Consider the following 22991-nt stretch of genomic DNA (forward strand, 5'->3'; position numbering starts at 1 on the left):
CCGGCAGTCTCTGACGAAGGACTTACTGCCCAGCGATCTGCTCGGCGTACTCGTACAACGCGCCGAGGATGTCCTGGCCCCGCTCGTCCTCGTCGCCCAGTTGCTCGCCAAGCTCGTCGATGCGCTCCGTGTACGGACCCACCGTCTGCTGCAGCCGCGCGGCGCAGTGCGCCTGCCAGCGCTCGCCTTCGGCTTCCGACAGGCTCGCCGGGAAGTTGCGCGCACGCCAGCGGAAGACGAGCTCGTCCAGCCGCTCGTCGGCGAAGTTCAGCTTGCCCTCGCCGGCGCGCTGGGCCAGCTGCTCGGGCGAGCTCGCGCGCACGCGCTGCAGCGCGCGCTTGTCGTCGGCGCCGAGGAAGCCGCCGTACAGGTCTTCGTCCACATCGCCGGGTGGCAGCGGCTCGCGCTTGAACACCGCCGGCCACAGGCCGTCCAGCAGCTTGCTCTTCTCGGCCAGCAATCGCGCGTGGGCGAGGCCCTGCTCGATGTCCAGGCCCCACTTCTCGGCCATCGCGGGCGACAGCGTCTTCGGGTTGCCGATCACGATCGGCGACTTGTTGACGTGGATGGTCTTGATCGGCAGCCGGCTCGTGCCTTCCGGCAGGTCCTCCTGCTTGACGAACATGCGGGCGCGGATCGCCTCGGCGTTCAGCTCCAGCAGCTCGCTCGGATCGGTGCCGAGGTCCCAGACGATCAGCTCGTTCTTGTTCGTCGGGTGGGGCGCCAGCGGCCAGACGAAGCCGATGCAGCCGCGCTCCGGGCCGTACATGCCGCTCACATGCAGGAAGGGCTTGCCCACGCCGATCTCGGCCCACACGGCTTCCTTGCGGCGCAGCCGCAGGCAGAACTCGAACAGCTTGGGCTGCGCCGTCTTCAGCAGGCGCGCCAGGGCGATCGTCGCACGCACGTCGGACAGCGCATCGTGCGCGGCTTCGTGCGACAGACCGTTGGCCGCGGTCAGGTGCTCCAGCTTGAACGAAGGGCGGCCGTCCTCGTGCTTGGGCCAGTTGATGCCCTCCGGCCGCAGCGCGTACGCACAGCGCACGACGTCGAGCAGGTCCCAGCGGCCGCAGTCGTTCTGCCATTCGCGCGCATACGGGTCCATCAGGTTGCGCCAGAACAGGTAGCGCGTGACTTCGTCGTCGAAGCGGATCGTGTTGTAACCGAGGCCGATGGTGCCGGGCCGGGCCAGCTCGGCCTCGATCAGATCGGCGAACTGGTGTTCGGGCACGCCCTGGGCCAGGCAGGTCTGCGGCAGGATGCCGGTCAGCAGGCAGGATTCAGGGTCGGGCAGGAAATCCGGCGCGGGCTGGCAATAGACCATCAGCGGCTCGCCGATCTCGTTCAGGTCCGCATCGGTGCGGATGCCGGCGAACTGGGCCGGCCGATTGCGGCGCGGCACGCGGCCGAAGGTCTCGTAGTCGTGCCAGTAGAAGGAAAAGTCGCTCATGGCGGCACGATAGCAGGTGGTCATAATCGTCGGCTGCTTTCCCGCTCCCGTGCCCAATGGAAAAACCGACCCCTGCCCAGCTGAAACTCTTCGCCGCGATCCTCGCGGGCATGCTGGCCCTGCTGGTCCTGCTGGCCGCCATCGCCGCCGCGGTGGTCTACCCGAACCTGCCCGACATTTCCGAGCTGAAGGACTACCAGCCCAAGCAGCCGCTGCGCGTCTACACCGCCGACGAGGTGCAGATCGGCGAGTACGGTGCGGAGCGCCGCAACTTCCTGCCGCTCGACCAGATCCCGAAGCTGATGCAGGACGCCCTGCTCGCCACCGAGGACGCCGACTTCTACGAGCACGGCGCCCTCAGCTACACCGGCATCGCCCGCGCGCTGCTGACCAATCTGCTGCACGGCAAGACCGTCGGCGGTGCCTCCACGATCACGCAGCAGCTTGCCCGCACCCTCTACCTGACGCGCAAGAAGGCCTACTCGCGCAAGTTCATCGAGATGCTGCTGTCGCGCAAGATCGAGAACGAGCTGTCGAAGAAGGAGATCCTCGAGATCTACATGAATCAGATCTACCTGGGGCAGAAGGCCTACGGCTTCGAGGGCGCCGCCAACACCTACTTCGGCAAGAGCCTGAAGGAGCTGTCGATCGCCGAGACGGCCATGCTGGCCGGCCTGCCGCAGAACCCTGGCTACGCGAACCCGATCGTCAACTTCGACCGCGCCAAGCGCCGCCAGGGCGTCGTGCTCGACCGCATGCTGGCCACCGGCGTCATCACCGACAAGCAGGCCGAGGCCGCGCGCGACGAGAAGCTGCACATCCGCAGCGCGCAGGACGCCCGCATCCATGCCGAATACGCCGCCGAGATGGCTCGCCAACTGGTCTTCGCCAAGTTCGGCGAGGAGAGCTACACCCGCGGCCTGAAGGTCTACACCACGCTGGTCGCCACCGAGCAGCAGACGGCGTATCACGCGCTGCGCCGCAGCCTGATGGACTACGAGCGCCGCAAGCCCTATCGCGGCCCCGAAGGCTTCGTCGAGCTGCCTGAGCCGACGGCGGACAACGGTGCCGAGATCGACTCCGCCATCGACGACGCGCTGAGCGACCACGCCGACAACGACGAACTGCGCTCCGCCGTCGTCACCGGGGTGTCGGCCGGCAAGGTGCAGGCCAGCCTGCAGGGCGGCGAAGACCTGACGATCACCGGCGACGGCCTGCGCGGCGCGCAGTCGGCGCTGTCGGACAAGGCCAAGGACGGCCAGCGCATCCGCCGCGGCTCGATCATCCGCGTGCTGCGCGGCGCGCCGACCAAGGCCGCGCCGGCCGGCGCCTGGGCCATCGTGCAGACGCCCGAGGCCGAGGGCGCCTTCGTCGCGATGGAGCCGGCCAGCGGCCGCGTCCATGCGCTGGTGGGCGGCTTCGATTTCTCGCGCAACCAGTTCAACCACGTCACGCAGGCCTGGCGCCAGCCCGGCTCAAGCTTCAAGCCCTTCGTCTACTCGGCGGCACTGGAAGCAGGCGTGACGCCGTCCACCATCGTCAACGACGCGCCGCTGACGATCGGCGACTGGTCGCCCAAGAATTACGAGGGCACTTTCGACGGCCCAATGACCGTGCGCCAGGCCCTGGCCCATTCGAAGAACCTGGTGACGGTGCGGCTGATGCAGCTGATCGGCCCTACCCGTGCGCGCCAATGGGCGGCCAAGTTCGGCTTCGACATCGACAAGCAGCCGGACAACCTGACGCTCTCGCTGGGCTCGGGCTCGGTGACGCCGTTCCAGATGGTCAGCGCCTATTCGGTATTCGCCAACGGCGGCTACAAGGTCGCGCCGGTGGTCATCACGAAGATCGTCGACAGCCGCGGCGCCGTGCTGTTCGACGGCGCCACGCCGGCCGCGCCGAGCGAGGACCAGCGCGCCATCCCCGAGCGCAACGCCTTCGTCATCAGCAGCCTGCTGCAGGAGGTGACGCGCAGCGGCACCGCCGCCGCCGCCCAGGCCCAGCTCGGCCGGCCCGACCTCTACGGCAAGACCGGCACCACCAACGACTCCGTGGACAACTGGTTCGCCGGCTTCCAGCCCGGCCTCGCGGTCGTCGTCTGGGTCGGCTACGACCAGCCGCGCGGCCTGGGCGCGCGCGAGACCGGCGGTGGCCTCTCGTTGCCCGTCTGGATCGACTACATGCGTGTGGCGCTGAAGGGACAACCGGTCAAGGAAATCGAACCGGTCGAAGGCGTTGTCCAGTCCAATGGCGACTGGGCCTTCGACGAGTACGCAGGCGACGCCGGCATCCGGACCGTGGGCATGGAGCCCGACCCGGCGGCGAGCGCGCCGGCCAATGATCCTTCCGGCGCCCTGCTGCCGGCGGCACCCGCATCGAAGCCTTCGTACCTGAACTAGAACAGACGGAGACGGGAAGCATGCGAAGACATCCTTGGGTGCCAGGCCTTGCCTTGATGCTGCTTCTCGGACTGGCCCGAGCCGAAGAGACGCTGACGACCGATCGCCCCGACTTCTCCGAATCGCCCGAGGTCGTCGGCCGCGGCCGTTTCCAGATCGAGACCAGCATCGCCTTCGAGCGCGACAAGCACGAGGGCACGCGCACCCGCAGCACGCCGACGCTGCTGCGCCTGGGCATCAACGACAGCTGGGAGTTGCGCCTGGAAACGGACGGCCTGCTGCGCCAGCGCGATACCGACACCGGCCGCACCGTCAGCGGCAGCGCCGATCCCTCGCTGGGCCTGAAGTGGCATATGCAGGATGGCGACGAAGACGACGGCGTACCCAGCATGGCCCTGCTCTTCCACGTCGATGCCGACACGGGCTCGCCGGCCTTCCGCGGCCGTGGCCTGCGGCCTTCGCTGCGCTGGGTGTCCGAGTGGGAGTTCGACGACGGCTGGTCGCTGGGCGTGATGCCCGGCATCGTCTACGACAAGAACCCCGACACCGACAAGCGCTTTGCCAGCGGCCTGCTGGCGCTGGCCCTGGGCAAGCAGCTGACGCCCAAGCTGAGCCTGGTGGCCGAGCTGGCCGCGCGGCGCGTGGCGGGCAAGCGCAACGGCGGCAATGAGTTCACTTTCGACCCGGCCGTCGCCTACCTGATCGGTGATCTTGCGCAGATCGACTTCGGCATCGACTTCGGCCTGAACCGCAATGCGCCGGATACGACGGTGGCGCTGGGCCTGTCCATCAAGTTCTGAGGCTCGCCATGTTTCGAACCCTGACCGCCGCGCTGATCCTCAGCGCCGTCGCCGCAGCCGCTCACGCGGACGACGACGCCATCTCGCCCGACCGGCCCAACATCGCCAACAGCCCGGATGTGGTCGGCCGCGGCACCGCGCAGATCGAGACCGGCCTGGCCGGCACCAGCGACTCCGGTGCCCACGCGCTGGGCCTGCCCTGGCTGCTGCGCGTCGGCCTGTCCGATACGCTGGAGTTGCGCCTGGACAGCGGCGGCTACCAGCGCGTGCGCCAGGACGGCGTCACGGTCAAGGGCTGGAACGACGTGGGCCTGGGCTTCAAATGGCACCTCACCGATGGCGGCGGCGCCATGCCCGGCATCGGCCTGCTGGGCCATCTGAGCTTCGCCAGCGGCTCCACCGACCTGCGCGGCCAGGGCACGCGACCCGAGGTCGACCTCGCCCTGCACTGGGAGCTGGGCGCCGGCTACGACCTCAGCGTGATGCCCGGCATCTACCAGGACCGCAACGACGCCGGCCAGCGCTACACCGGCGGCGTGCTGGCGGCGAGCATCGGTAAGGACCTGTCCGAAGACACCAATGCCTTCCTCGAGGTCGCCGGCCAGCGCCTGGCCTCGGCCCGCAACGGCGGCCGGCTGGTGACGCTGGACACGGGGGTGACCCACCGGCTGAGCAAGGACATGCAGGTCGATGCCGCGCTGTTCCGCGGGCTCGACCGCGAGAGCCCCGACTGGCAGTGGACCGTCGGGCTCTCGCTGCGCTGGTAGGCGCTTAGAGCTTACGGACGACGATGCTGCCGACCGAGTAGCCGGCGCCGAACGAGCAGATCACGCCCAGGTCGCCGGCCACCAGGCCGCCGCGATGTTCGTGGAACGCGATGATCGAGCCGGCCGAGGCCGTGTTGGCGTAGGTATCCAGGATCAGCGGCGCCAAGTCGGGGCCGACTTCACCGCCGACCAGCTTCTTGATCACGAGCTGGTTCATGCCCAGGTTGGCCTGGTGCAGCCAGTAACGGCGAACTTCAGCGGGCTGCTTGTCCAGCGCGGCCAGATGGCCTTCGATGTGGGCGGCGGCAATCGGCACCACCTCCTTGAACACTTTGCGGCCTTCCTGGCGGAACAGCTTGTCGCGAGCGTCGGGGTCGCTGTCCTCGGCCTTGTTGAGGAAGCCGAAGTTGTTGCGGATGTTGTTCGAGAACTGCGTGGCCAGCTTCGTGCCCAGCACTTCCCACTGCTCGCTGGACGTCGCGGTTTCAGCGCGTTCCAGCACCATCGCCGTGCAGACGTCGCCGAAGATGAAGTGGCAGTCGCGATCCTTCCAGGCCAGGTGGGCGGAGGTGATCTCGGGGTTGACCATCAGCACGCACTTCGCGGTGCCGGCCTTCAGCGCGTTGACCGCCTGCTCGATCGCGAAGGTGGCGGCCGAGCAGGCCACGTTCATGTCGAAGCCGTAGCCGCCGGCGCCCAGCGCCTGCTGGATCTCGATGGCCATGGCCGGGTAGGCGCGCTGCATGTTGGCGCTGGAGCAGATGACGAAGTCCACGTCCTCGGGCTTCTTGTTCGCGGCGGCCAGCGCTTTCTTCGCCGCATCGACGGCGATCTCGGCCATCAGCGAGAGCTGGTCGTCGGCGCGCTCCTCGAAGTGTGGGTACATGCGCTGCGGGTCGAGCACGCCCTGCTCCTCGATCACGTAGCGCTGCTTGATGCCGGAGGCTTTCTCGATGAATTCGACGCTGGAGTGCGTCAGCGCGACGGCCGTACCGTCGGCGATCTGCGCGGCGTTCTTCTCGTTCTGGAGATCGGCGTACTGGTTGAAGGCCTCGACCAGTTCGGCGTTGGTGATGATGTGCGGAGGCTGGTACAGGCCAGTGCCGCTGATGACGATGGTGCTCATGGGCGGGGAGTTTAGCGAGTCGCACCAGCGTGAAGCAGCCCCGGCTGCACTGCCCCGGGAAAGTGCGTAGAATCAATCACCGGGCCCAAATTTTGGACGCCCGGTTTTTTACGCCCGCACCTCTCCTTGCTGAGGGGCTTCGCCGGCGGACCGGTCTCCAAGTCAAGCGCTCGCAGCCCAGGCGGTGCACTGCATGAACGCACCCCGACATTGCGACTTGAACCCAAATGGAAATCTTCGACTACGACAACATCCTCCTGCTGCCACGCAAGTGCCGCGTGGAGAGTCGTTCCGACTGCGACACCTCGATCGAGTTCGGCCCGCGCCGCTTCAAGCTGCCCGTCGTGCCCGCGAACATGAAGACGGTGCTGGACGAGCCGATCACAGAATGGCTCGCCGCCAACGGTTACTTCTACGTGATGCACCGCTTCGACCTGGACACGGTCGCCTACGCCAAGCAGATGCGCAGCAAGGGCCTGTTCGTCTCGATCAGCTCGGGCGTCAAGCCGGCTGACTACGCGATCATCGACCGCCTCGCGGCCGAGGGCGTGGGCGCCGACTACATCACCATCGACATCGCCCATGGCCATGCCGACAGCGTGCAGCGCATGATCGCCCACATCAAGGAGAAACTGCCGAACACCTTCGTGATCGCCGGCAACGTGGGCACGCCCGAGGGCGTGATCGACCTGGAGAACTGGGGCGCCGACGCGACCAAGGTCGGCATCGGCCCGGGCAAGGTCTGCATCACGCGGCTGAAGACCGGCTTCGGCACCGGCGGCTGGCAGCTCTCGGCGCTGAAGTGGTGCGCCCGCGTGGCGACCAAGCCCATCGTCGCTGACGGCGGCATCCGCCACCATGGCGACATCGCCAAGAGCGTGCGCTTCGGCGCCTCGATGGTGATGATCGGCTCGCTGTTCGCCGGCCACGAGGAATCGCCCGGCAAGACGGTCGAGGTCGACGGCAAGCTGTTCAAGGAGTACTACGGTTCGGCCTCGGACTTCAACAAGGGCGAGTACAAGCACGTCGAAGGCAAGCGCATCCTGGAGCCGGTCAAGGGCAAGCTGGCGGACACGCTGCGCGAGATGGAAGAGGACGTGCAGAGCTCGGTGTCGTACGCCGGCGGCAAGACGCTGGCGGATCTGCGCAAGGTGAACTATGTGATCCTGGGCGGGGAAAACGCAGGGGAACACCTGTTCATGTGATCGGCAGGTTCAACGTCACTTCGAGTCCCGGAGTGACGTTGCGAATCTCCAAGCGGCCGCCATGTGCGGCCGCGATCATTTTGCAGAGGTTCAGGCCCAGGCCGACGCCGCCGTCGTTGCGGGTACGGGCCGCATCGGGCCGGAAGAACGGCTCGCCCAGGTGCTCCAGCGCCTCGGCCGGCACGCCCGGGCCGTGGTCGCGCACCGACAGCAGCAAGACCTGGCCCTCGCGGCGCAGCGAGACGATCACCGGCCCGCGCGAGGCATCGTTGTGGCGCTTCGCGTTCTCGACGAGATTGCGCAGCAGCAACTGCAACCGCAGCGGGTCGAGCTGCAGCAGCGGCAGGCCAGGCTCGATTTGGACGTCCACACCCTCCTGCGCCCTCACCAGCGCCGCCAGGTCCACCGCCTGCAGTTGCAACGCGCTGTGGCCCGCACCCAGGCGCTCGCTCTCCAGCAGCGCCTCGATCAGCACCCGCATCTCGCCCAGGTCCTTCAGCAGCGCATCGCGCGACGCGCCCTCCTCGATCAGTTCGGCATGCAGGCGTGCGCGAGTCAGCGGTGACCGCAACTCGTGGCTGATCGCCAGCAGCAGCGCGCGCTTGCCGTCCAGCATCGCCTGGATGTCGGTGGCCATGTCGTTGAAGCGGCGCGTCAGGTCGCCGATCTCGTCGTTGCCCAGCACCGGCATGCGGAAGCCGAAATCGCCGCGGCCATAGGCCTGCGCCGCGCGGGCCAGCATGCGCAGCGGCCAGATCATCCGGCCGACGGCGGCGAAGGCCGCGCCGAGCACGAGCAGCAGCAGCGGCACGGCCCACAGCGCGTCGTAGTGGCCGTCGACCGCGCCGTAGACGATCAGGCTGCCCAGCACGGCCAGCAGGACGAAGGTGGCGATCAGCCGCGCGACCAGCGAGTACTTGAAGCGCGCATGGCCGTGGCGAACGCGGCGGTTCCAGTGCTGGTGCCACATCTCCTGGCGGCGGCGGTGCAGCTTCTTCAGCACCGCCAGCTCTTCGGGCGTCAGCTCGTGCTTCAGGTGGTGTTTCATGGCGTGGGCATGGACTTGGCCGGCAGCGCGAAGCAGTAGCCGGCATTGCGCAAGGTCTTCAGCGCTTCCAGCGGCTCCAGCTTCTTGCGGATGCGGCTGACGAGGATGTCGACGGCACGGGTGAACAGTTCTGCCTCCTGGCCGCGCAGCGCGTTCAGGATCTCGTCGCGGCTGAACACGCGGCCAGGCTCGCGGGCCAGCATCAGCACCAGTTCGTACTCGGTGCTGGTCAGCTCGACCAGGCCGCTGGCGGTCTTCACCTCGCGGCGCACCGGGTCGATCGTCAGGCCATCGAAGCTGAGACCCGTCGGTGTCGGGACCGGCGCGAAGCGGGTGCGCCGCAGGATGGTCTGCAGCCGCGCCGCGAGTTCGCGCGGCTCGAAGGGCTTGGCGAGATAGTCGTCCGCGCCGAGTTCCAGGCCGACGACGCGGTCGGTCAGGTCGCCGCGGGCGGTCAGCATCAGCACCGGCAACTGCGACAAATACGGTTCCCCAGCAGCACGCAGCCGCTTGCAGAACTCGAAGCCGTCCATCTCGGGCAGCATGCCGTCGAGGATCAGCGCGTCGAAGCGTTCGGCGGCGAGGCGCTTCATGGCCTCGCTGGGCCGCACGACCTGCTGCAGCTCGAAGTCGAAGCGCTTCAGGTACTGGCCCAGCGGTGGGCCCAGCGCCTCGTCGTCGTCGAGCAGCAGCAGGCGATGCATTGCTTTACGAGAAGCGGCGCGAGCGGGTGCGCAGCAGGAAGCGCAGCGCCTGCTTCTGCTCGGCGTCGAGGCTGTCGAAGAAATCGCCGGCGGCATTGATGAGGCCGGGGCCGGCGGCGCGGATCGCTTCGACACGCGAGTCCAGCAATTGCTGCGCGGTGGCGCGGTCAAAGCTCTCGCCGCCCAGCAGATTCTTCAGGGAGTCCGGCAGGCCGGATTTCATCGCGGCGCGCTGGGCCTGCGCGTCCTTCAGCAAGGCGGCGAGCAGTTCCTGCTGCTTGTCGTTCAGGTCGAGCTTGCCACTGGCGCGGGCCACGATGAATTCGAGGAACTCTGCGGGATCTCCACGATGGTGACGATGGCCGCCGAAGTGATGGCCGAAATGGTGATGATCGCGAAAGGAGCGAAAGGGGTTCATGAAACGCATGGGGATTAGTCCTGTTGGTTGATGGCCAGGAACGTCCTGTCCATGGGTTCCCATGATTCCGCCTTCACCCCTTCCAAGCATCTCGTCGCCGTATCGTCGTTTTTCGTTTTGTTTCAGCCCAGGCGGTCCAGCGCCTGCTTCAGGCGGGCGACGGCGCCGTCCACGTCCTTCAGCTTGTCCAGCCCGAACAGGCCGAGGCGGAAGCTCTTGTAGTCCGGGCCTTCATCGCAAGCCAGCGGCACGCCGGCGGCGATCTGCAGGCCCTGCGCGGCGAAGGCCGAGCCCTTGTGCCAGTCGTCCTTCGCCGTGTAGCTGACGACGACGCCCGGTGCCTCGAAGCCCGGCGCGGCGACGCTAGCAATGCCACGCTCGGCCAGCAGCGCGCGCACGCGCCGGCCCAGCTCGAACTGAGCCTCGCGGCCCTTGTCGAAGCCGAATTCGCGCATCTCGTTCATCGCGTCGCGCAGGAACAGCAGGCCGTCGGTCGGCAAGGTGGCGTGGTACGCGTGGGCACCCGCCTCGTAGGTCTGCATGATCGAGAGCCACTTCTTCAGGTCGAGGCTGAAGCTGTCGCTGGTGGTCGATTCAAGCTTCTCGAGCGCGCGCTCGCCGAGCATGATCAGACCCGCGCAGGGCGTGCCGCTCCAGCCCTTCTGCGGCGCGCTGACCAGCACGTCGATGCCGATGGTCTGCATGTCCACCCAGGCAGCGCCGGAGGCCACGCAGTCCAGCACCAGCAGGCCGCCGACGGCGCGCACCGCCTCGGCCATCGCCTTCAGGTAGTCGTCGGGCAGCAGCATGCCGGAGGCCGTCTCGACGTGCGGGCAGAACACGACCTGCGGCTTCTCGCGCCCGATCGCCTCGACCACTTCCTCGATCGGCGCCGCCGCGAACGGCTCCTGCGCGCCCGGCTTGGCGCGCCGGGCCTTGTGCACGCTGATGTCGGTGCTCATGCGGCCGGCCTCGATGATCTGCGTCCAACGGTAGCTGAACCAGCCGTTGCGCACGATCAGCACCTTCTGGCCCTGGACGAACTGCCGCGCCACCGACTCCATGCCGGTGCTGCCGCTGCCGGGCACGATGGCCACGGCCTTGGCCTTGTAGACCTCCTTCAGCGTGGCGGAGATGTCGCGCATCACCTGCTGGAAGCGCTTGGACATGTGGTTCAGGCTGCGGTCGGTGTAGACGACCGAGTATTCGAGCAGGCCGTCGGGATCGACGTCGGGGCGCAGGGCGGGCATGGCGAAAGTCTCCTGTTGTGCTTGATGAAGCAATGGGCCTCGCCCCATGGTATCTACAATCGCCCCTCCTCCGCCGCGCCGACCGAACGAACCCTTTTGTCATGACCGAACTCGCCAAGTCCTTCGAACCCGCCGCCCTGGAAGCCCACTGGGGCCCGCTGTGGGAATCCCTCGGCCTCTACAAGCCGACGCTGGACGTCTCGAAGGAATCGTTCTGCATCCAGCTGCCGCCGCCGAACGTCACCGGCACGCTGCACATGGGCCATGCGTTCAACCAGACGATCATGGACTCGCTGACGCGCTACCACCGGATGCGCGGCCACAACACGCTGTGGGTGCCCGGCACGGACCACGCCGGCATCGCCACGCAGATCGTCGTGGAGCGCCAGTTGCAGGAGAAGGGCCAGACCCGCCACGACCTCGGCCGCAAGAACTTCGTCGCGCGCGTCTGGGACTGGAAGCAGGAGTCCGGCAACACGATCACCCGCCAGATGCGCCGCATGGGCGACAGCGTCTCGTGGGAGCACGAGTACTTCACGATGGACGAGAAGCTCTCGAAGGTCGTGAACGAGACCTTCGTGCGCCTGTTCGACGAAGGCCTGATCTACCGCGGCACGCGCCTGGTGAACTGGGACCCGGTGCTGAAGTCGGCCGTGTCCGAGCTGGAGGTGAACAGCGAGGAGGAGGACGGCTTCCTCTGGCACATCCGGTATCCGCTGGTGGATGAAGACGGCAGCCTCAAGGCTGCCTTGGGCATCGACTCGCTGGTTGTCGCCACGACGCGGCCCGAGACGATGCTGGGCGACGTGGCCGTGATGGTCCACCCCGAGGACGAACGCTACGCCGCGCTGGTCGGCAAGCAGGTAAAGCTGCCGCTGACGGACCGCGCGATCCCGGTGATCGCCGACGACTACGTGGACCGCGAGTTCGGCACCGGCGTCGTCAAGGTTACGCCGGCGCATGATGTCAACGACTATGCAGTGGGCCAGCGCCACGGCCTGCCGATGATCGGCGTGCTGTCGCTGGACGCCACGATCAATGACGAGGCGCCCGAGGTCTACCGCGGGCTGGACCGCTTCGTCGCGCGCAAGCGCGTCGTCGCCGACCTGGACGCGCTGGGCCTGCTGGTGGAGACCAAGAAGCACAAGCTGATGGTGCCGCGCTGCGAGCGCACCGGCCAGGTGATCGAGCCAATGCTGACCGCGCAGTGGTTTGTCGCCACGACCAAGCCCGGCAGCGACGGCAAGAGCATCGCGCAGAAGGCGATCGACGTCGTCGCCGACGGTTCGGTCAAGTTCTACCCCGAGCAATGGGTGAACACCTACAACCACTGGATGAACAACATCCAGGACTGGTGCATCTCGCGCCAGCTCTGGTGGGGCCACCAGATCCCGGCCTGGTACGGCACGGACGGCGAGCTGTTCGTCGCCCGCAACGAGGACGAGGCCCGCGCCCGCGCCAAGGCGGCCGGCTACCTGGGCGAGCTGACGCGCGACGAAGACGTGCTGGACACCTGGTACTCGTCAGCCCTGGTGCCGTTCTCGACGCTGGGCTGGCCGGAGCAGACCGTCGAGCAGGATCTGTTCCTGCCCTCCTCCGTGCTGGTCACGGGCTACGACATCATCTTCTTCTGGGTCGCCCGGATGATCATGATGACGACCCACTTCACCGGCAAGGTGCCGTTCAAGCACGTCTACATCCACGGCCTGGTGCGCGACTCGCAGGGCCAGAAGATGAGCAAGAGCGAGGGCAACGTGCTCGACCCGGTCGACCTGATCGACGGCATCGAGCTGGCCCCGCTGCTGGACAAGCGTACGACCGGCCTGCGCCGCCCCGAGACCGCGCCCAAGGTCCGCAAGGCGACCGAGAAGGAATTCCCGGACGGCATCCCCGGCTTCGGCGCCGATGCGCTGCGCTTCACCTTCGCCTCGCTGGCGACGCTGGGCCGCAACATCAACTTCGACTCGAAGCGCTGCGAGGGCTATCGCAATTTCTGCAACAAGCTCTGGAACGCGACCCGCTTCGTGCTGATGAACACCGAGGGCCAGGACTGCGGCCTGCTGGAGCACACGAAGGAGCAATGCGCGCCCGGCGGCGAGTTCCACGGCTACATGAGCTTCAGCCAAGCCGACCGCTGGATCACCAGCGAGCTGCAGAAGGTCGAGATGGCCGTGGCCCAGGGCTTCGCCGACTACCGGCTCGACAACGTCGCCAACGCGATCTACGCCTTCGTCTGGGATGAGTACTGTGACTGGTACCTGGAGATCGCCAAGGTGCAGATCCAGAACGGTACCGAGGCTCAGCAGCGCGCCACGCGTCGTACGCTGATCCGCGTGCTGGAGACGATCCTGCGCCTGCTGCACCCGATCGCGCCCTTCATCACCGAGGAGCTGTGGCAGACGGTGGCGCCGATCGCCGGCCGCAAGACCAGCGACTACCTCACCGCCGCCGCCTACCCGGTGGCCCAGCCAGACCGCATCGATGAGAAAGCAATCGCTTGGGTCGATCAACTGAAGCAGGTCGTCGGCGTCTGCCGCAGCCTGCGCGGCGAGATGAACCTGAGCCCGGCCGAGCGGGTGCCGCTGCTGGTGGGCGGCGACACCCGTTTCCTGGCCGAGGCCGCACCGATCCTGAAGGCGCTGGCCAAGCTCAGCGACGTGCAGATCCTCGACGACGCGGCCTTCGCCACGGCCAGCGCGACGGCACCGGTGCTGGTGCACGGCGCGGCGCGATTGGCGCTGCACGTGGAGATCGACGTCGCGGCCGAAACGGCACGACTGACGAAGGAAATCGACCGCCTGAGCGGCGAGATCACCAAGGCCGAGGCCAAGCTCGGCAACGAAAGCTTCGTCGCTCGTGCGCCGGAAGCCGTGGTCGCGCAGGAGCGTCAGCGCGTCGCTGATTTCAGCAACACCGTGACGCGCTTGCGCGCGCAGTTAAATCAGTTGCTGGCCCGCTGACGCGGGCTCAGCGCCACCGTGGCTCGCCTGAAGGATCAGTTAGCCCGGCTGGCGCGGTAGACCGGAACTCAGGCGCCGCCTCGCGCGGCGTGTTGAGCAACTCGTCGATGCGCCGAGCCACGCCCCAGGCGGCGCGCGTGCGCGACTCGCGCGTAGTGCTCGCCAGGCGCGGCGTCACCTGCAGGCCTGGCGCCGCCGCGAGCGGCCGGCCGGCTTCGAGCCATCCCGGCTCCAGGCTGTCGAACCAGGCCGCCAGCACGCGGCCGCTGCCCAGCGCTTCGGCCAGCGCGGATTCGTCGAACACGGCCGAGTGCGCGATGCTGACGATCACCTGGCCCTGGCGCGCAAAGCCCAGCACCCGCTCGCCGATCAGCCCGCGATAGCGGGTGAAATACGGCAGCTGCACGCTGACGCCCTCGCACTGCTCCATCAACTCGTGCAGCGGCAAGGGCTCGATGCCCCACTGTGCCCAGACCGGATCGCTCTGATGCAGGCTCGGGTCATAGCCGACGACGCGGGTGCCGAACACCGGCAGCAACTGCGCCAGCGCACGCGACGCCGGCGACAGGCCGATGAGGCCCACGGTGACGCAGCCCAGTTCGCGGCCGACCCACATGCCGTCGCTGGCCTGCACCGGCACGCGCCGCAGCATCGCCAGCAAGGCACCGATGGCGAACTCCGCTTCCGCGCTGGCGGTGGCCGTCGCGCTGCGGATCACTTCCACGCGAGCGGCACGGCAGGCTTCCAGATCGATGTTCTCGCCACCGGCGCTCATCCGGCCGACGACGCGCAGCTTGGGCGCCGAGCGCAGCAGGGCCACGTCCACGGCCACGGCGGGCGGCAGGATCAGCGCCTGCACCTGATGGAGCGCCTCGCGCAGGCGGGCTGGCTCATGCGCAAGTTCGGGAACGAGGCTGACGGTGTGGCGCTCGGACAGCCACTGCAGCACGTCCGCCTCCAGCGGCTCGAGGATCAGGAGGCTCATCGCACCAAGCTCGGAACGCCACCCGTGTAGGACACCGCCGCATCAGCGAGGAGCGGCTGTTGCACTGCACAAAGCTCATGCAACAATCGCCCGACATCTTCCACTGCCGAGTTTCTTCTTATGGTCGTTCCCGCAGTCACCAAAGCAATCTTCCCTGTTGCCGGCTTGGGCACTCGATTCCTTCCGGCCACAAAGGCTCAGCCGAAGGAAATGATGCCGGTGGTGGACAAGCCGTTGATCCAGTACGCCGTGGAAGAAGCATATGCCGCCGGCGTCCGTGAAATGATTTTCGTAACAGGCCGACACAAGCGCCCGATCGAAGATCACTTTGACATGACTTTCGAGCTCGAGGTAGCCCTCGAACAAGCGGGTAAACAGGAGCTGCTGGAGGTCGTGCGCAGCGTGAAGCCCGACGACATGGAGTGCATCTATGTCCGTCAAGCTCAAGCGTTAGGTCTCGGCCACGCCGTGCTTTGCGCCCAGCGCCTCGTCGGCAACGAACCCTTCGCCGTGCTGCTGGCAGACGACCTGATGGTGGGCCAGCCGCCGGTGCTCAAGCAGATGGTCGATCAGTACAAGGAATGGCGCGCCTCGATCCTCGCCGTGCAGGAAGTGCCGGCCGAGCACACGCGCCGCTACGGCATCGTGGCCGGCACAGCCGTCAGCGACAAACTGATGGACGTGACCCGTATCGTCGAGAAGCCAGCGCCCGAAGATGCGCCCTCGCGCTTGGGTGTGGCCGGCCGCTACATCCTGACGCCGGGCGTGTTCCGCGAGATCGCGAACCAGCCGCGCGGCGTCGGCGGCGAGATCCAACTGACGGACGGCATCGCCGGGCTGCTGCGCCGCGAGAAGGTGTTCGCCTACCGCTACGACGGCAAGCGCTACGACTGCGGCAGCAAGGAAGGCTTCCTGCAGGCTAACGTCGAACTTGCACTGACCCACCCGCAGCTCGGCGAAGGTTTCCGCGAGTACCTGCGCTCGGTCGAGATCTAAGCGCTCGGCAGGATGAAAAAAGGCCACGCGATGCGTGGCCTTTTTCATGAGGGGGCGGCGAAGCTCAGCGGCGCTTCAGCACGTGGATGAATTCGTCGCCGGCCTGGCTTTGCTCGACCAGCTCGTTGCCGGTCTGCCGTGCGAAGGCCTGGAAGTCACGCGTCGAGCCCGGGTCGGTGGCGACGACCTTCAGCAACTGGCCGCTCTCCATCTCGGCAAGCGCCTTCTTAGCCTTCAGGATCGGGAGCGGGCAGTTCAGGCCGCGGGTGTCGAGTTCTTTGTTGGCGTCCATGATCGTCTTTGCACGTGCTGGCTCTTGGGAGAACGGATTCTAGATCTTGGGCAGATCGAGCCACTGCGGCTCGATACCGCGCGAGCGCAGCCAGGTGGCCATCGCCTGGCCGGTGCCGGCCGGCCAGCAGCGCACGTCCTCGGGTTTGATCAGCTTGTACTCCGCCAGCTCCGGCGACAGCACGATCTCGCCGCGTGCCTGTGCGTGGTAAGCAATGATCACCTGGTTCATGCGCTGGAAGTCCCAGACGCCCAGCAGATTCAGCGCATCCACCTGCAACGAGGTTTCCTCGGCCACCTCGCGGCGGATGCCGTCCTCCGGCGTCTCGCCGGCTTCCATGAAGCCCGTGATCAAGCCGAAGAAGCGGCCGGGCCACGCCGCGTTGCGCGCCAGCAAGACCTGACCCTCACGGTCCACGCACTCGATCACCGCCGCCAGCACCGGCGTCGGGTTGTTCCAGTGGGTGAAGCCGCAGGCGGGGCAGCGCAGGCGCTCCTTCGGGCCGCCGTCCTCCTCGAGGGTCAGCAGCGCGAGTTCAGTCGCGCACTGCGGGCAGTACTTGAAGGTCATGTGTGCCCCTCGCCCGGTGAGTACACCGGTCGATCCCCCAGGGGGATGCGAGCTTGCTTGGGGCGGCCCGGCGCTGCGCTCATGCCGGGAACACGCCCGTAGACAGGTAGCGGTCGCCGCGGTCGCAGACGACGAACACAATCGTCGCGTTCTCTACCGTCTTGGCCAGTTGCAGCGCCACCCAGCAGGCGCCAGCCGCCGAGATGCCGCCGAACAGGCCTTCCTCGCGAGCGAGACGCCGTGCCATGTCCTCGGCGTCCGACTGGGTCACCAGCACCAGCTCGTCGACCGCCGCCGGGTTGTAGATCTTCGGCAGGTAGGCCTCGGGCCACTTGCGGATGCCCGGGATGCGCGAACCTTCCGACGGCTGCGCGCCGACGATGCGGATCGCCGCGTTCTTTTCCTTCAGGAACTTCGAGGTGCCGGTGATGGTGCCGGTCGTGCCCATGGCGCTGACGAAGTGGGTGATCTGACCCTCGGTGTCGCGCCACAGCTCGGGGCCGGTGGTCTCGTAGTGGATGCGAGGGTTGTCGGCATTGGCGAACTGATCGAGCACCTTGCCCTTGCCGTCGCGCTGCATCTGCTCGGCGAGATCGCGGGCGTATTCCATGCCACCCGAGCGCGGCGTCAGCATCAGCTCGGCGCCGAAGGCCTTCATCGTCTGCGCACGTTCGACCGACAGGTCCTCCGGCATGATCAGCACCATCCGGTAGCCGCGGATCGCCGCGGCCATCGCCAGCGCGATGCCGGTGTTGCCGGAGGTGGCCTCGATCAGCGTGTCGCCCGGCTTGATCTCGCCGCGCTCCTCGGCGCGCTTGATCATGCTGATCGCGGGCCGGTCCTTCACCGAGCCGGCCGGGTTGTTGCCTTCCAGCTTGGCCAGGATCACGTTGCCGCGGGCCTGCGCCTCCGGCAGCAGGCGCTGCAAGCGCACCAGCGGCGTGTTGCCGATCACATCCTCGAGGCTCGGGTACTGTTTCTTGCTCATGCACCCATTGTGGCAGCCAACCGGGCGCGCTGCCGGGAGGCCGGTATTTGTATGGCACAATCGATGGCTTCCGATGCCGATCTGCCCGGGTGGCGAAATCGGTAGACGCAGGGGACTCAAAATCCCCCGCCGCAAGGTGTGCCGGTTCGAGTCCGGCCCCGGGCACCAGGATCATCAGAAGGCATCCGGAAACCAGTCAGCAAAAGTCAGCCCCGCACAACGGGGCTTTTTTGCGCCCGCCTATAAGCCCGCCAACAGCCCGCATCTCGCACTTTGCGCTTTCCTCAAGTCTTGCCGCTTGGGCAGTCCGCATACACTGGCGCTCTTGCATTGGCGCCCTTTTCCTTGCGGCGCTGCGGTCCTGCACCGAGTCTTGAGCCAGCCCTTCATGCCCCAACTTCCACCGGTCACCAAAGCTTTCCTCCTGGCTTGCGTCTCGCTGTTCTGCCTGTCGGAGCTCGTACCGCAGGTGGGCATGCTGTTCGGCTGGCTGCAGCTCTGGCCGATCCGCACGGGGCTGTTCTACCCCTGGCAACTGATCACCTACGCTTTCCTGCACGGCGGCTTCCTGCACATCTTCTTCAACATGCTGGGCCTGTGGATGTTCGGCGCCGAGTTGGAACGCGTGTGGGGCGGCAAGCGCTACACGCAGATCCTCGTGGCGAGCACGCTCAGCGCGGCGCTGGTGCAGTTGCTGGTGACCTGGCTGATGGGCTCGATGTCGCCGACGATCGGCGCCTCCGGCGCGCTGTACGGGCTGCTGCTGTCCTTCGGCATGCTGTTCCCGGACCGCATCATCGTGCCGCTGATTCCGCCGATCCCGATGAAGGCGAAATATTTCGTCGCGATCTTCGGCGCGCTGGAGCTGTTCTGGGGCTACAGCAACCGCGACGGCGTGGCCCACTTCGCCCACCTGGGCGGCATGCTCGGCGCCTACCTGCTGATCCGCTACTGGCGGATGTCGCGTCGGCGCTGATCGCGCGCCGTCGTCAGTCCATCGCCGCGTGCAGCGCGGCTTCCTCTTCGGGCGAGAGCTTTGTCTTCTTCGGCTTGATCAGCCACAGCAGCGGCAGCACGAGCAGCGTGAGGCCCAGCATCAGCTTGAAGTCGTCGAGGTAGGCGATCATGGCCGCCTGGCGCGTCACCTCGCCATTCAGCGCCGCCAGGCCTGCGGTGCTGCCGAGTTGGTAGCCGGCGGTGTCCTGCAATTGGATCGCCCGGTTCGTCGCGCTCAGCGTCTCCGCCAGCGACGAATGCGCCACCTGCGTGTTGCGCACCCACAGCGTCTGCACCAGCGAGATACCGATGCTGCTGCCGATATTGCGCACCAGGCTGTAGAGCGCCGTGCCCTGCGCGAACATCGCCGGCTCCAAGGTCGAGAAGGTCACCGTCGACAGCGGCACGAACACCAGGCCCAGGCCGAAGCCCTGCACCACGCCGGGCCACAGGATGTCGCTCTGCGACAAGGTCAGCGTGTAGCCACTCATCGCCCACAGCGACACCGCCGTGATCGAGAAGCCGCTAAACAGCAGCAGCCGCGAATCGACCTTGCCGACGAGCCGACCGACCAGCAGCATCGACACCATCGTGCCGACGCCGCTGGGCGCCATCAGGAGGCCCGCCGCCATCACCGGATAGTCCATCAAGGTCTGCAGCATCGGCGGCGTCAGCGCGCGCACCGCGTAGAGCACGGCGCCGACGATGAAGATGAACATCAGCCCGGTGATGAAGTTGCCGTTCTTCAGCAGGCGGAAATCGACGAAGGCCTGCTGCGCCGGCGTGAACAGTGTGTGCACGATGAAGTAAGCGGCCGCGACGACGAAGATCACCAGCTCGATCCAGGTCTCCAGCGAATTCAGCCAGTCGTTGTCCTGCCCGCGGTCCAGCAGCATCTGCAGCGCGCCGATGGCAAGGCTCAGCGTGGCGAAGCCGAACACGTCGAAGCGCATCAGCCGCGTCGCCTTGGTCGGGCGGATGTAGCGCCAGATGCCGTAGAAGGCCATCGCGCCGATCGGCAGGTTGATGAAGAAGACCCAGCGCCAGTCGTAGCTGTCCGTCAGCCAGCCACCGAGACTCGGCCCCAGGATCGGGCCGACCATCACGCCCATGCCCCACATCGCCATCGCCGAGCCGCGCTTGGCGGGCGGGTTGATCTCCAGCAGCACGGCTTGCGACAGCGGCACCAGCGCCGCGCCGAACATGCCCTGCAGAAGCCGCGCGACGACGATCTCGCCCAGCGAAAGCGACACGCCGCACAGCAGCGATGCGATCGTGAAGCCGGCCACCGACGCGAGGAACACGCGCTTCTGCGTGAAGCGGTCGCACATCCATCCGGTCAGCGGCGTGGCGATCGCGGCGGCGACGATGTAGCTGGTCAGCACCCAAGTGATCTGGTCGGCCGAGGCCGACAAGCTGCCCTGCATGTGCGGGAGCGCGACGTTGGCAATGGTCGAATCGAGCGTCTGGATGACCGTGGCCAGCATCACCGAGATGGTGATCATCTGCCGGTTCAAGGGCACCGACTGGACCGGAATCTCGGGCTTCATGGCGCGGCGTCGTCCATCGCCTGCTGCAGTTGCTCCAGCAACTCGGCCGCGGCCAGCAGCGCATTCGGATCGATGCCGGCCAGCAACTGTCGGCGCACCGCATTGGCCTCGACGCGGACCTGCGCGTAGAGCTCCGTGCCGGCCGGCGTCAGCGTCACGCGCTTGACGCGGCGATCGGTCTCCGAGGGCACCCGCTCGATCAGGCCGGCGGCAGCCAGCCGGTCCAACATCGCCACCATCGTCGCGCCCTCGACGCCGACCTTCTGCGCCAGCTCCGACTGCGACAGCGGCGTCTTCGCCTTGGCAACGAAGGTCACCGTCATCCAGGCCGCCTGGCTCATGCCCAGGCCCTTCAGGCGCCGGTCGATCAGCAGGCGCCAGGCCCGTGCGGTGTTGTGCAAGGCGGCGCTGAAGCGCTCCTCGAGTGCCGACATACAAAGCTCACTAATGATTAGCTATCTAATCATTGTCGCACTTTCGAAGTCAGGCGGTGATGCCCTCCCGGACATGCGGGTAGCGCAGCTTCAACCGCAGCTCGCGCTTCAGCCGCCGGTTGTCGAGCCGGCGCGATTCACCGAGGAAGCTCAGCTGCATCGGCGTCATCTGCTGCTGCGCCTCGGCGCGGCCGATACGTGGCGGGCGCGGCAGGCCACACAGGTCGGCGGCGAGATCGAAGTAGTCGCCCATCAGCATCTCGCTGTCGTCCACCGCGTGCAGCACGCGCGGCGACGGACCGCGATGCAGTGCGAGCACGCAGGCGCGCGCCAGGTCGTCCGCATGGATGTGGTTCGTGTAGACGTCGTCCTCCCGGCGCAGCACCGGCCGGCCCGCCAGCAGGCGCTCGCGCGGATGGCCGCCGGCGCGGTCTCCGGCGTAGATGCCGGGCACCCGCAGGATCGTCACCGCGCAGCCGAAGGCCTGGCCGAACCAGCGCAGCCGCGCCTCGGCATCGATGCGCCGGCGCGCGCGGTCGGTGGCCGGCGCCACGGCGCGGGTCTCGTCGAAGCGCGCGCCCTTGCAGTCGCCGTAGACGCCGGTCGTGCTGGCGTAGACGATGCGGCGCGGCGCGCGCTTGCGGGCCAGCGCCTGCAGCAGCATGGCGGTGCGTAGATCCTGCGGGCCGTCGGCCTGCGGCGGTGCCAGGTGCAGCACAGCATCGGCCCAGCCGGCGAGGCGGGCCAGCGTTGCCGGGGCGTCGAGGTTGCCGATCAGCGGGATCGCGCCGGCCTGGCGCAGTTCGTCTCGGCGCGCGGCAGTCGAGGTCAGCGCCGCGACGTGCCAGCGCGTATTCAGCAGCTTCAGCACGCGCAGACCGATGTCCCCGCAACCGACGATCAACAGGCGCGGCCGTCGGGCCGACGAAGGGACGGAAAAGCTCATCAGGCGGGCTCAGGCAAAATACGCGGCCCAGTGTAGGGCTCGTGAGTCCAGCTTCCGCCATCCGATGAATTTCCAGGTTACTGTCCAGCCCGCCGGCCGCGCATTCGAGGTCGAGCGTGATGAAACGATCTTGAGCGCGGCGATCCGACAGGGCGTGGGCCTGCCCTACGGCTGCCGCGACGGCGCCTGCGGCTCCTGCAAGAGCCGCCTGATCGAAGGCCGCGTGATCCACGGCGCCCACCAGCCGAAGACGCTGACGCCGGCCGAGGAAGAAGCCGGCTTCGTGCTGACCTGCTGCGCCACGCCGCAAACCGACTGCCAGCTCGAAGCCCGCACGGTCCCCGGCGCCGGCGAGTTCCCCATCCTGAAGCTGCCGACCCGTGTGATGAGCATGAGCCGCCCGGCCACCGACGTTGCCGTGCTGCGTCTGCAGTTGCCGGCCACGCAGAACTTCCAGTTCCACGCCGGCCAGTACGTGGAATTCATCCTGCGTGACGGCGCGCGCCGCAGCTACAGCATGGCCAACGCGCCGCACATGCTGGGCACGCCGGCGTCCATCGAACTGCACATCCGCCACATGCCCGGCGGCAAGTTCACCGACCACGTGTTCGGCGCGATGAAGGAGAAGGACATCCTGCGCATGGAAGGCCCGTTCGGCAGCTTCTTCTTGCGCGAGGAGTCCGACAAGCCGATCGTGCTGCTCGCCAGCGGCACCGGCTTCGCGCCGATCAAGGCGATCGTCGAGCGAATGCAGGAACTCGGCTCGACACGGCCCGCGACCTTGTATTGGGGCTGCCGCAGCAAGGCCGACCTCTATCTGCACGACTGGGCGCTCGCCGCCGCAGCCGCGATGCCGAACCTGCGCTACGTGCCGGTGCTGTCCGAGCCCAAGCCCGAGGACGACTGGACCGGCCGCACCGGCTTCGTCCACCAGGCGGTGATGGCGGACCAGCCCGATCTGTCCGGCCACCAGGTCTATGCCTGCGGCGCGCCGGTGATGGTCGATTCGGCGCAGCGGGATTTCGTCGCGCGCTGCGGACTGCCGGAGGAGGAGTTCTACGCGGACTCCTTCACCTCGGAAGCCGACAAGCACGGAGCCTGATCCAC

General features: G+C 67.4%; 21 protein-coding genes and 1 tRNA gene. 9 read left to right on the top strand and 13 right to left on the bottom strand.

Translation table 11 applies throughout. From position 1 onward, the window contains the following. Nucleotides 1–22: 22 nt before the first annotated feature. Nucleotides 23–1450 (bottom strand): exodeoxyribonuclease I, encoded by a 1428-nt coding sequence (sbcB, locus tag SNE35_RS16380; protein ID WP_320423998.1) that lies wholly within the window; start codon nucleotides 1448–1450, stop codon nucleotides 23–25. A gap of 56 nt (nucleotides 1451–1506) precedes the next feature. On the opposite strand from sbcB, the gene SNE35_RS16385 reads away from it, so the two are divergent. From SNE35_RS16385 to SNE35_RS16395, 3 genes are read left to right on the top strand one after another with little or no spacing between them, the layout of a single operon-like run. Next, a complete protein-coding gene (locus tag SNE35_RS16385) occupies nucleotides 1507–3849 on the top strand; it encodes a penicillin-binding protein 1A (protein ID WP_320423999.1) in 2343 nt (780 codons plus the stop codon). A 56-nt stretch (nucleotides 3850–3905) separates the two neighbouring features. Next, nucleotides 3906–4649 (top strand): transporter, encoded by a 744-nt coding sequence (locus tag SNE35_RS16390; RefSeq protein ID WP_320424000.1) that lies wholly within the window; start codon nucleotides 3906–3908, stop codon nucleotides 4647–4649. 8 nt (nucleotides 4650–4657) lie between these two features. After that, entirely contained in the window at nucleotides 4658–5416 is a 759-nt protein-coding gene (locus SNE35_RS16395) for a transporter (RefSeq protein ID WP_320424001.1), read from the top strand. Between the two features lie 4 nt (nucleotides 5417–5420). Here SNE35_RS16395 and SNE35_RS16400 read toward each other — a convergent pair whose 3' ends face one another. Continuing rightward, nucleotides 5421–6542, bottom strand: a complete 1122-nt coding sequence (locus SNE35_RS16400) for a beta-ketoacyl-ACP synthase III (RefSeq protein WP_320424002.1) — start codon at nucleotides 6540–6542, stop codon at nucleotides 5421–5423. Nucleotides 6543–6769: 227 nt separating this feature from the next. Here SNE35_RS16400 and SNE35_RS16405 point away from each other — a divergent pair, with 227 nt between their 5' ends. Beyond that, nucleotides 6770–7747 carry a GMP reductase gene (locus tag SNE35_RS16405; protein WP_320424003.1) on the top strand — a complete coding sequence of 326 codons (978 nt, stop codon included), beginning with the start codon at nucleotides 6770–6772 and terminating at the stop codon, nucleotides 7745–7747. Here the strand turns inward: SNE35_RS16405 and SNE35_RS16410 are convergent. The 4 genes from SNE35_RS16410 to SNE35_RS16425 all read right to left on the bottom strand — a co-directional run bounded on the left by SNE35_RS16410 (nucleotide 7740) and on the right by SNE35_RS16425 (nucleotide 11167). Next, nucleotides 7740–8795 (bottom strand): sensor histidine kinase, encoded by a 1056-nt coding sequence (locus SNE35_RS16410; RefSeq protein WP_320424004.1) that lies wholly within the window; start codon nucleotides 8793–8795, stop codon nucleotides 7740–7742. The genes SNE35_RS16405 and SNE35_RS16410 overlap by 8 nt on opposite strands. Continuing rightward, nucleotides 8792–9499, bottom strand: coding sequence for a response regulator transcription factor (locus tag SNE35_RS16415; RefSeq protein WP_320424005.1), 708 nt, complete (start codon nucleotides 9497–9499; stop codon nucleotides 8792–8794). The genes SNE35_RS16410 and SNE35_RS16415 overlap by 4 nt, the downstream gene beginning before the upstream one ends. 4 nt (nucleotides 9500–9503) lie before the next feature. Beyond that, nucleotides 9504–9926 (bottom strand): Spy/CpxP family protein refolding chaperone, encoded by a 423-nt coding sequence (locus tag SNE35_RS16420; RefSeq protein ID WP_320424006.1) that lies wholly within the window; start codon nucleotides 9924–9926, stop codon nucleotides 9504–9506. A gap of 113 nt (nucleotides 9927–10039) precedes the next feature. After that, complete coding sequence (locus tag SNE35_RS16425) at nucleotides 10040–11167, bottom strand: aminotransferase class V-fold PLP-dependent enzyme (protein ID WP_320424007.1); 1128 nt, start codon at nucleotides 11165–11167, stop codon at nucleotides 10040–10042. Nucleotides 11168–11268: 101 nt separating this feature from the next. On the opposite strand from SNE35_RS16425, the gene SNE35_RS16430 reads away from it, so the two are divergent. Further along, nucleotides 11269–14127, top strand: a complete 2859-nt coding sequence (locus SNE35_RS16430; protein ID WP_320424008.1) for a valine--tRNA ligase — start codon at nucleotides 11269–11271, stop codon at nucleotides 14125–14127. 7 nt (nucleotides 14128–14134) lie between these two features. Here SNE35_RS16430 and SNE35_RS16435 read toward each other — a convergent pair whose 3' ends face one another. After that, on the bottom strand, nucleotides 14135–15112 hold the full coding sequence (locus SNE35_RS16435; protein WP_320424009.1) for an NAD(P)-dependent oxidoreductase: 978 nt from the start codon (nucleotides 15110–15112) through the stop codon (nucleotides 14135–14137). 120 nt (nucleotides 15113–15232) lie between these two features. On the opposite strand from SNE35_RS16435, the gene galU reads away from it, so the two are divergent. Then, nucleotides 15233–16108, top strand: coding sequence for a UTP--glucose-1-phosphate uridylyltransferase GalU (gene galU / locus SNE35_RS16440; RefSeq protein WP_320424010.1), 876 nt, complete (start codon nucleotides 15233–15235; stop codon nucleotides 16106–16108). 64 nt (nucleotides 16109–16172) lie between these two features. Here the strand turns inward: galU and SNE35_RS16445 are convergent, their stop codons facing one another. From SNE35_RS16445 to cysM, 3 genes are all read right to left on the bottom strand, one after another. Beyond that, nucleotides 16173–16400 (bottom strand): sulfurtransferase TusA family protein, encoded by a 228-nt coding sequence (locus SNE35_RS16445; RefSeq protein ID WP_320424011.1) that lies wholly within the window; start codon nucleotides 16398–16400, stop codon nucleotides 16173–16175. A gap of 39 nt (nucleotides 16401–16439) precedes the next feature. Then, a complete protein-coding gene (locus SNE35_RS16450) occupies nucleotides 16440–16970 on the bottom strand; it encodes an NUDIX hydrolase (RefSeq protein ID WP_320424012.1) in 531 nt (176 codons plus the stop codon). Between the two features lie 79 nt (nucleotides 16971–17049). After that, entirely contained in the window at nucleotides 17050–17958 is a 909-nt protein-coding gene (gene cysM / locus SNE35_RS16455) for a cysteine synthase CysM (RefSeq protein WP_320424013.1), read from the bottom strand. Between the two features lie 83 nt (nucleotides 17959–18041). Here cysM and SNE35_RS16460 point away from each other — a divergent pair. Next, nucleotides 18042–18126, top strand: a tRNA-Leu gene (locus SNE35_RS16460). A gap of 220 nt (nucleotides 18127–18346) precedes the next feature. Beyond that, nucleotides 18347–18934 (top strand): rhomboid family intramembrane serine protease, encoded by a 588-nt coding sequence (locus SNE35_RS16465; RefSeq protein ID WP_320424014.1) that lies wholly within the window; start codon nucleotides 18347–18349, stop codon nucleotides 18932–18934. Nucleotides 18935–18947: 13 nt separating this feature from the next. On the opposite strand, the gene SNE35_RS16470 is transcribed toward SNE35_RS16465, so the two are convergent. Genes SNE35_RS16470 through SNE35_RS16480 form a run of 3 tightly spaced genes read right to left on the bottom strand, consistent with a single transcriptional unit; the run spans nucleotide 18948 to nucleotide 21884 of the window. Further along, on the bottom strand, nucleotides 18948–20504 hold the full coding sequence (locus tag SNE35_RS16470; RefSeq protein ID WP_320424015.1) for a DHA2 family efflux MFS transporter permease subunit: 1557 nt from the start codon (nucleotides 20502–20504) through the stop codon (nucleotides 18948–18950). Then, entirely contained in the window at nucleotides 20501–20938 is a 438-nt protein-coding gene (locus SNE35_RS16475) for a MarR family winged helix-turn-helix transcriptional regulator (protein WP_320424016.1), read from the bottom strand. The genes SNE35_RS16470 and SNE35_RS16475 overlap by 4 nt, the downstream gene beginning before the upstream one ends. 49 nt (nucleotides 20939–20987) lie before the next feature. Then, a complete protein-coding gene (locus SNE35_RS16480; protein WP_320424017.1) occupies nucleotides 20988–21884 on the bottom strand; it encodes an SDR family oxidoreductase in 897 nt (298 codons plus the stop codon). A gap of 64 nt (nucleotides 21885–21948) precedes the next feature. Here SNE35_RS16480 and SNE35_RS16485 point away from each other — a divergent pair, with 64 nt between their 5' ends. Continuing rightward, nucleotides 21949–22986 (top strand): CDP-6-deoxy-delta-3,4-glucoseen reductase, encoded by a 1038-nt coding sequence (locus SNE35_RS16485; RefSeq protein ID WP_320424018.1) that lies wholly within the window; start codon nucleotides 21949–21951, stop codon nucleotides 22984–22986. Nucleotides 22987–22991 lie beyond the last annotated feature (5 nt).

Source organism: Roseateles agri, from assembly GCF_034043675.1.
Classification (GTDB): domain Bacteria; phylum Pseudomonadota; class Gammaproteobacteria; order Burkholderiales; family Burkholderiaceae_C; genus KK5.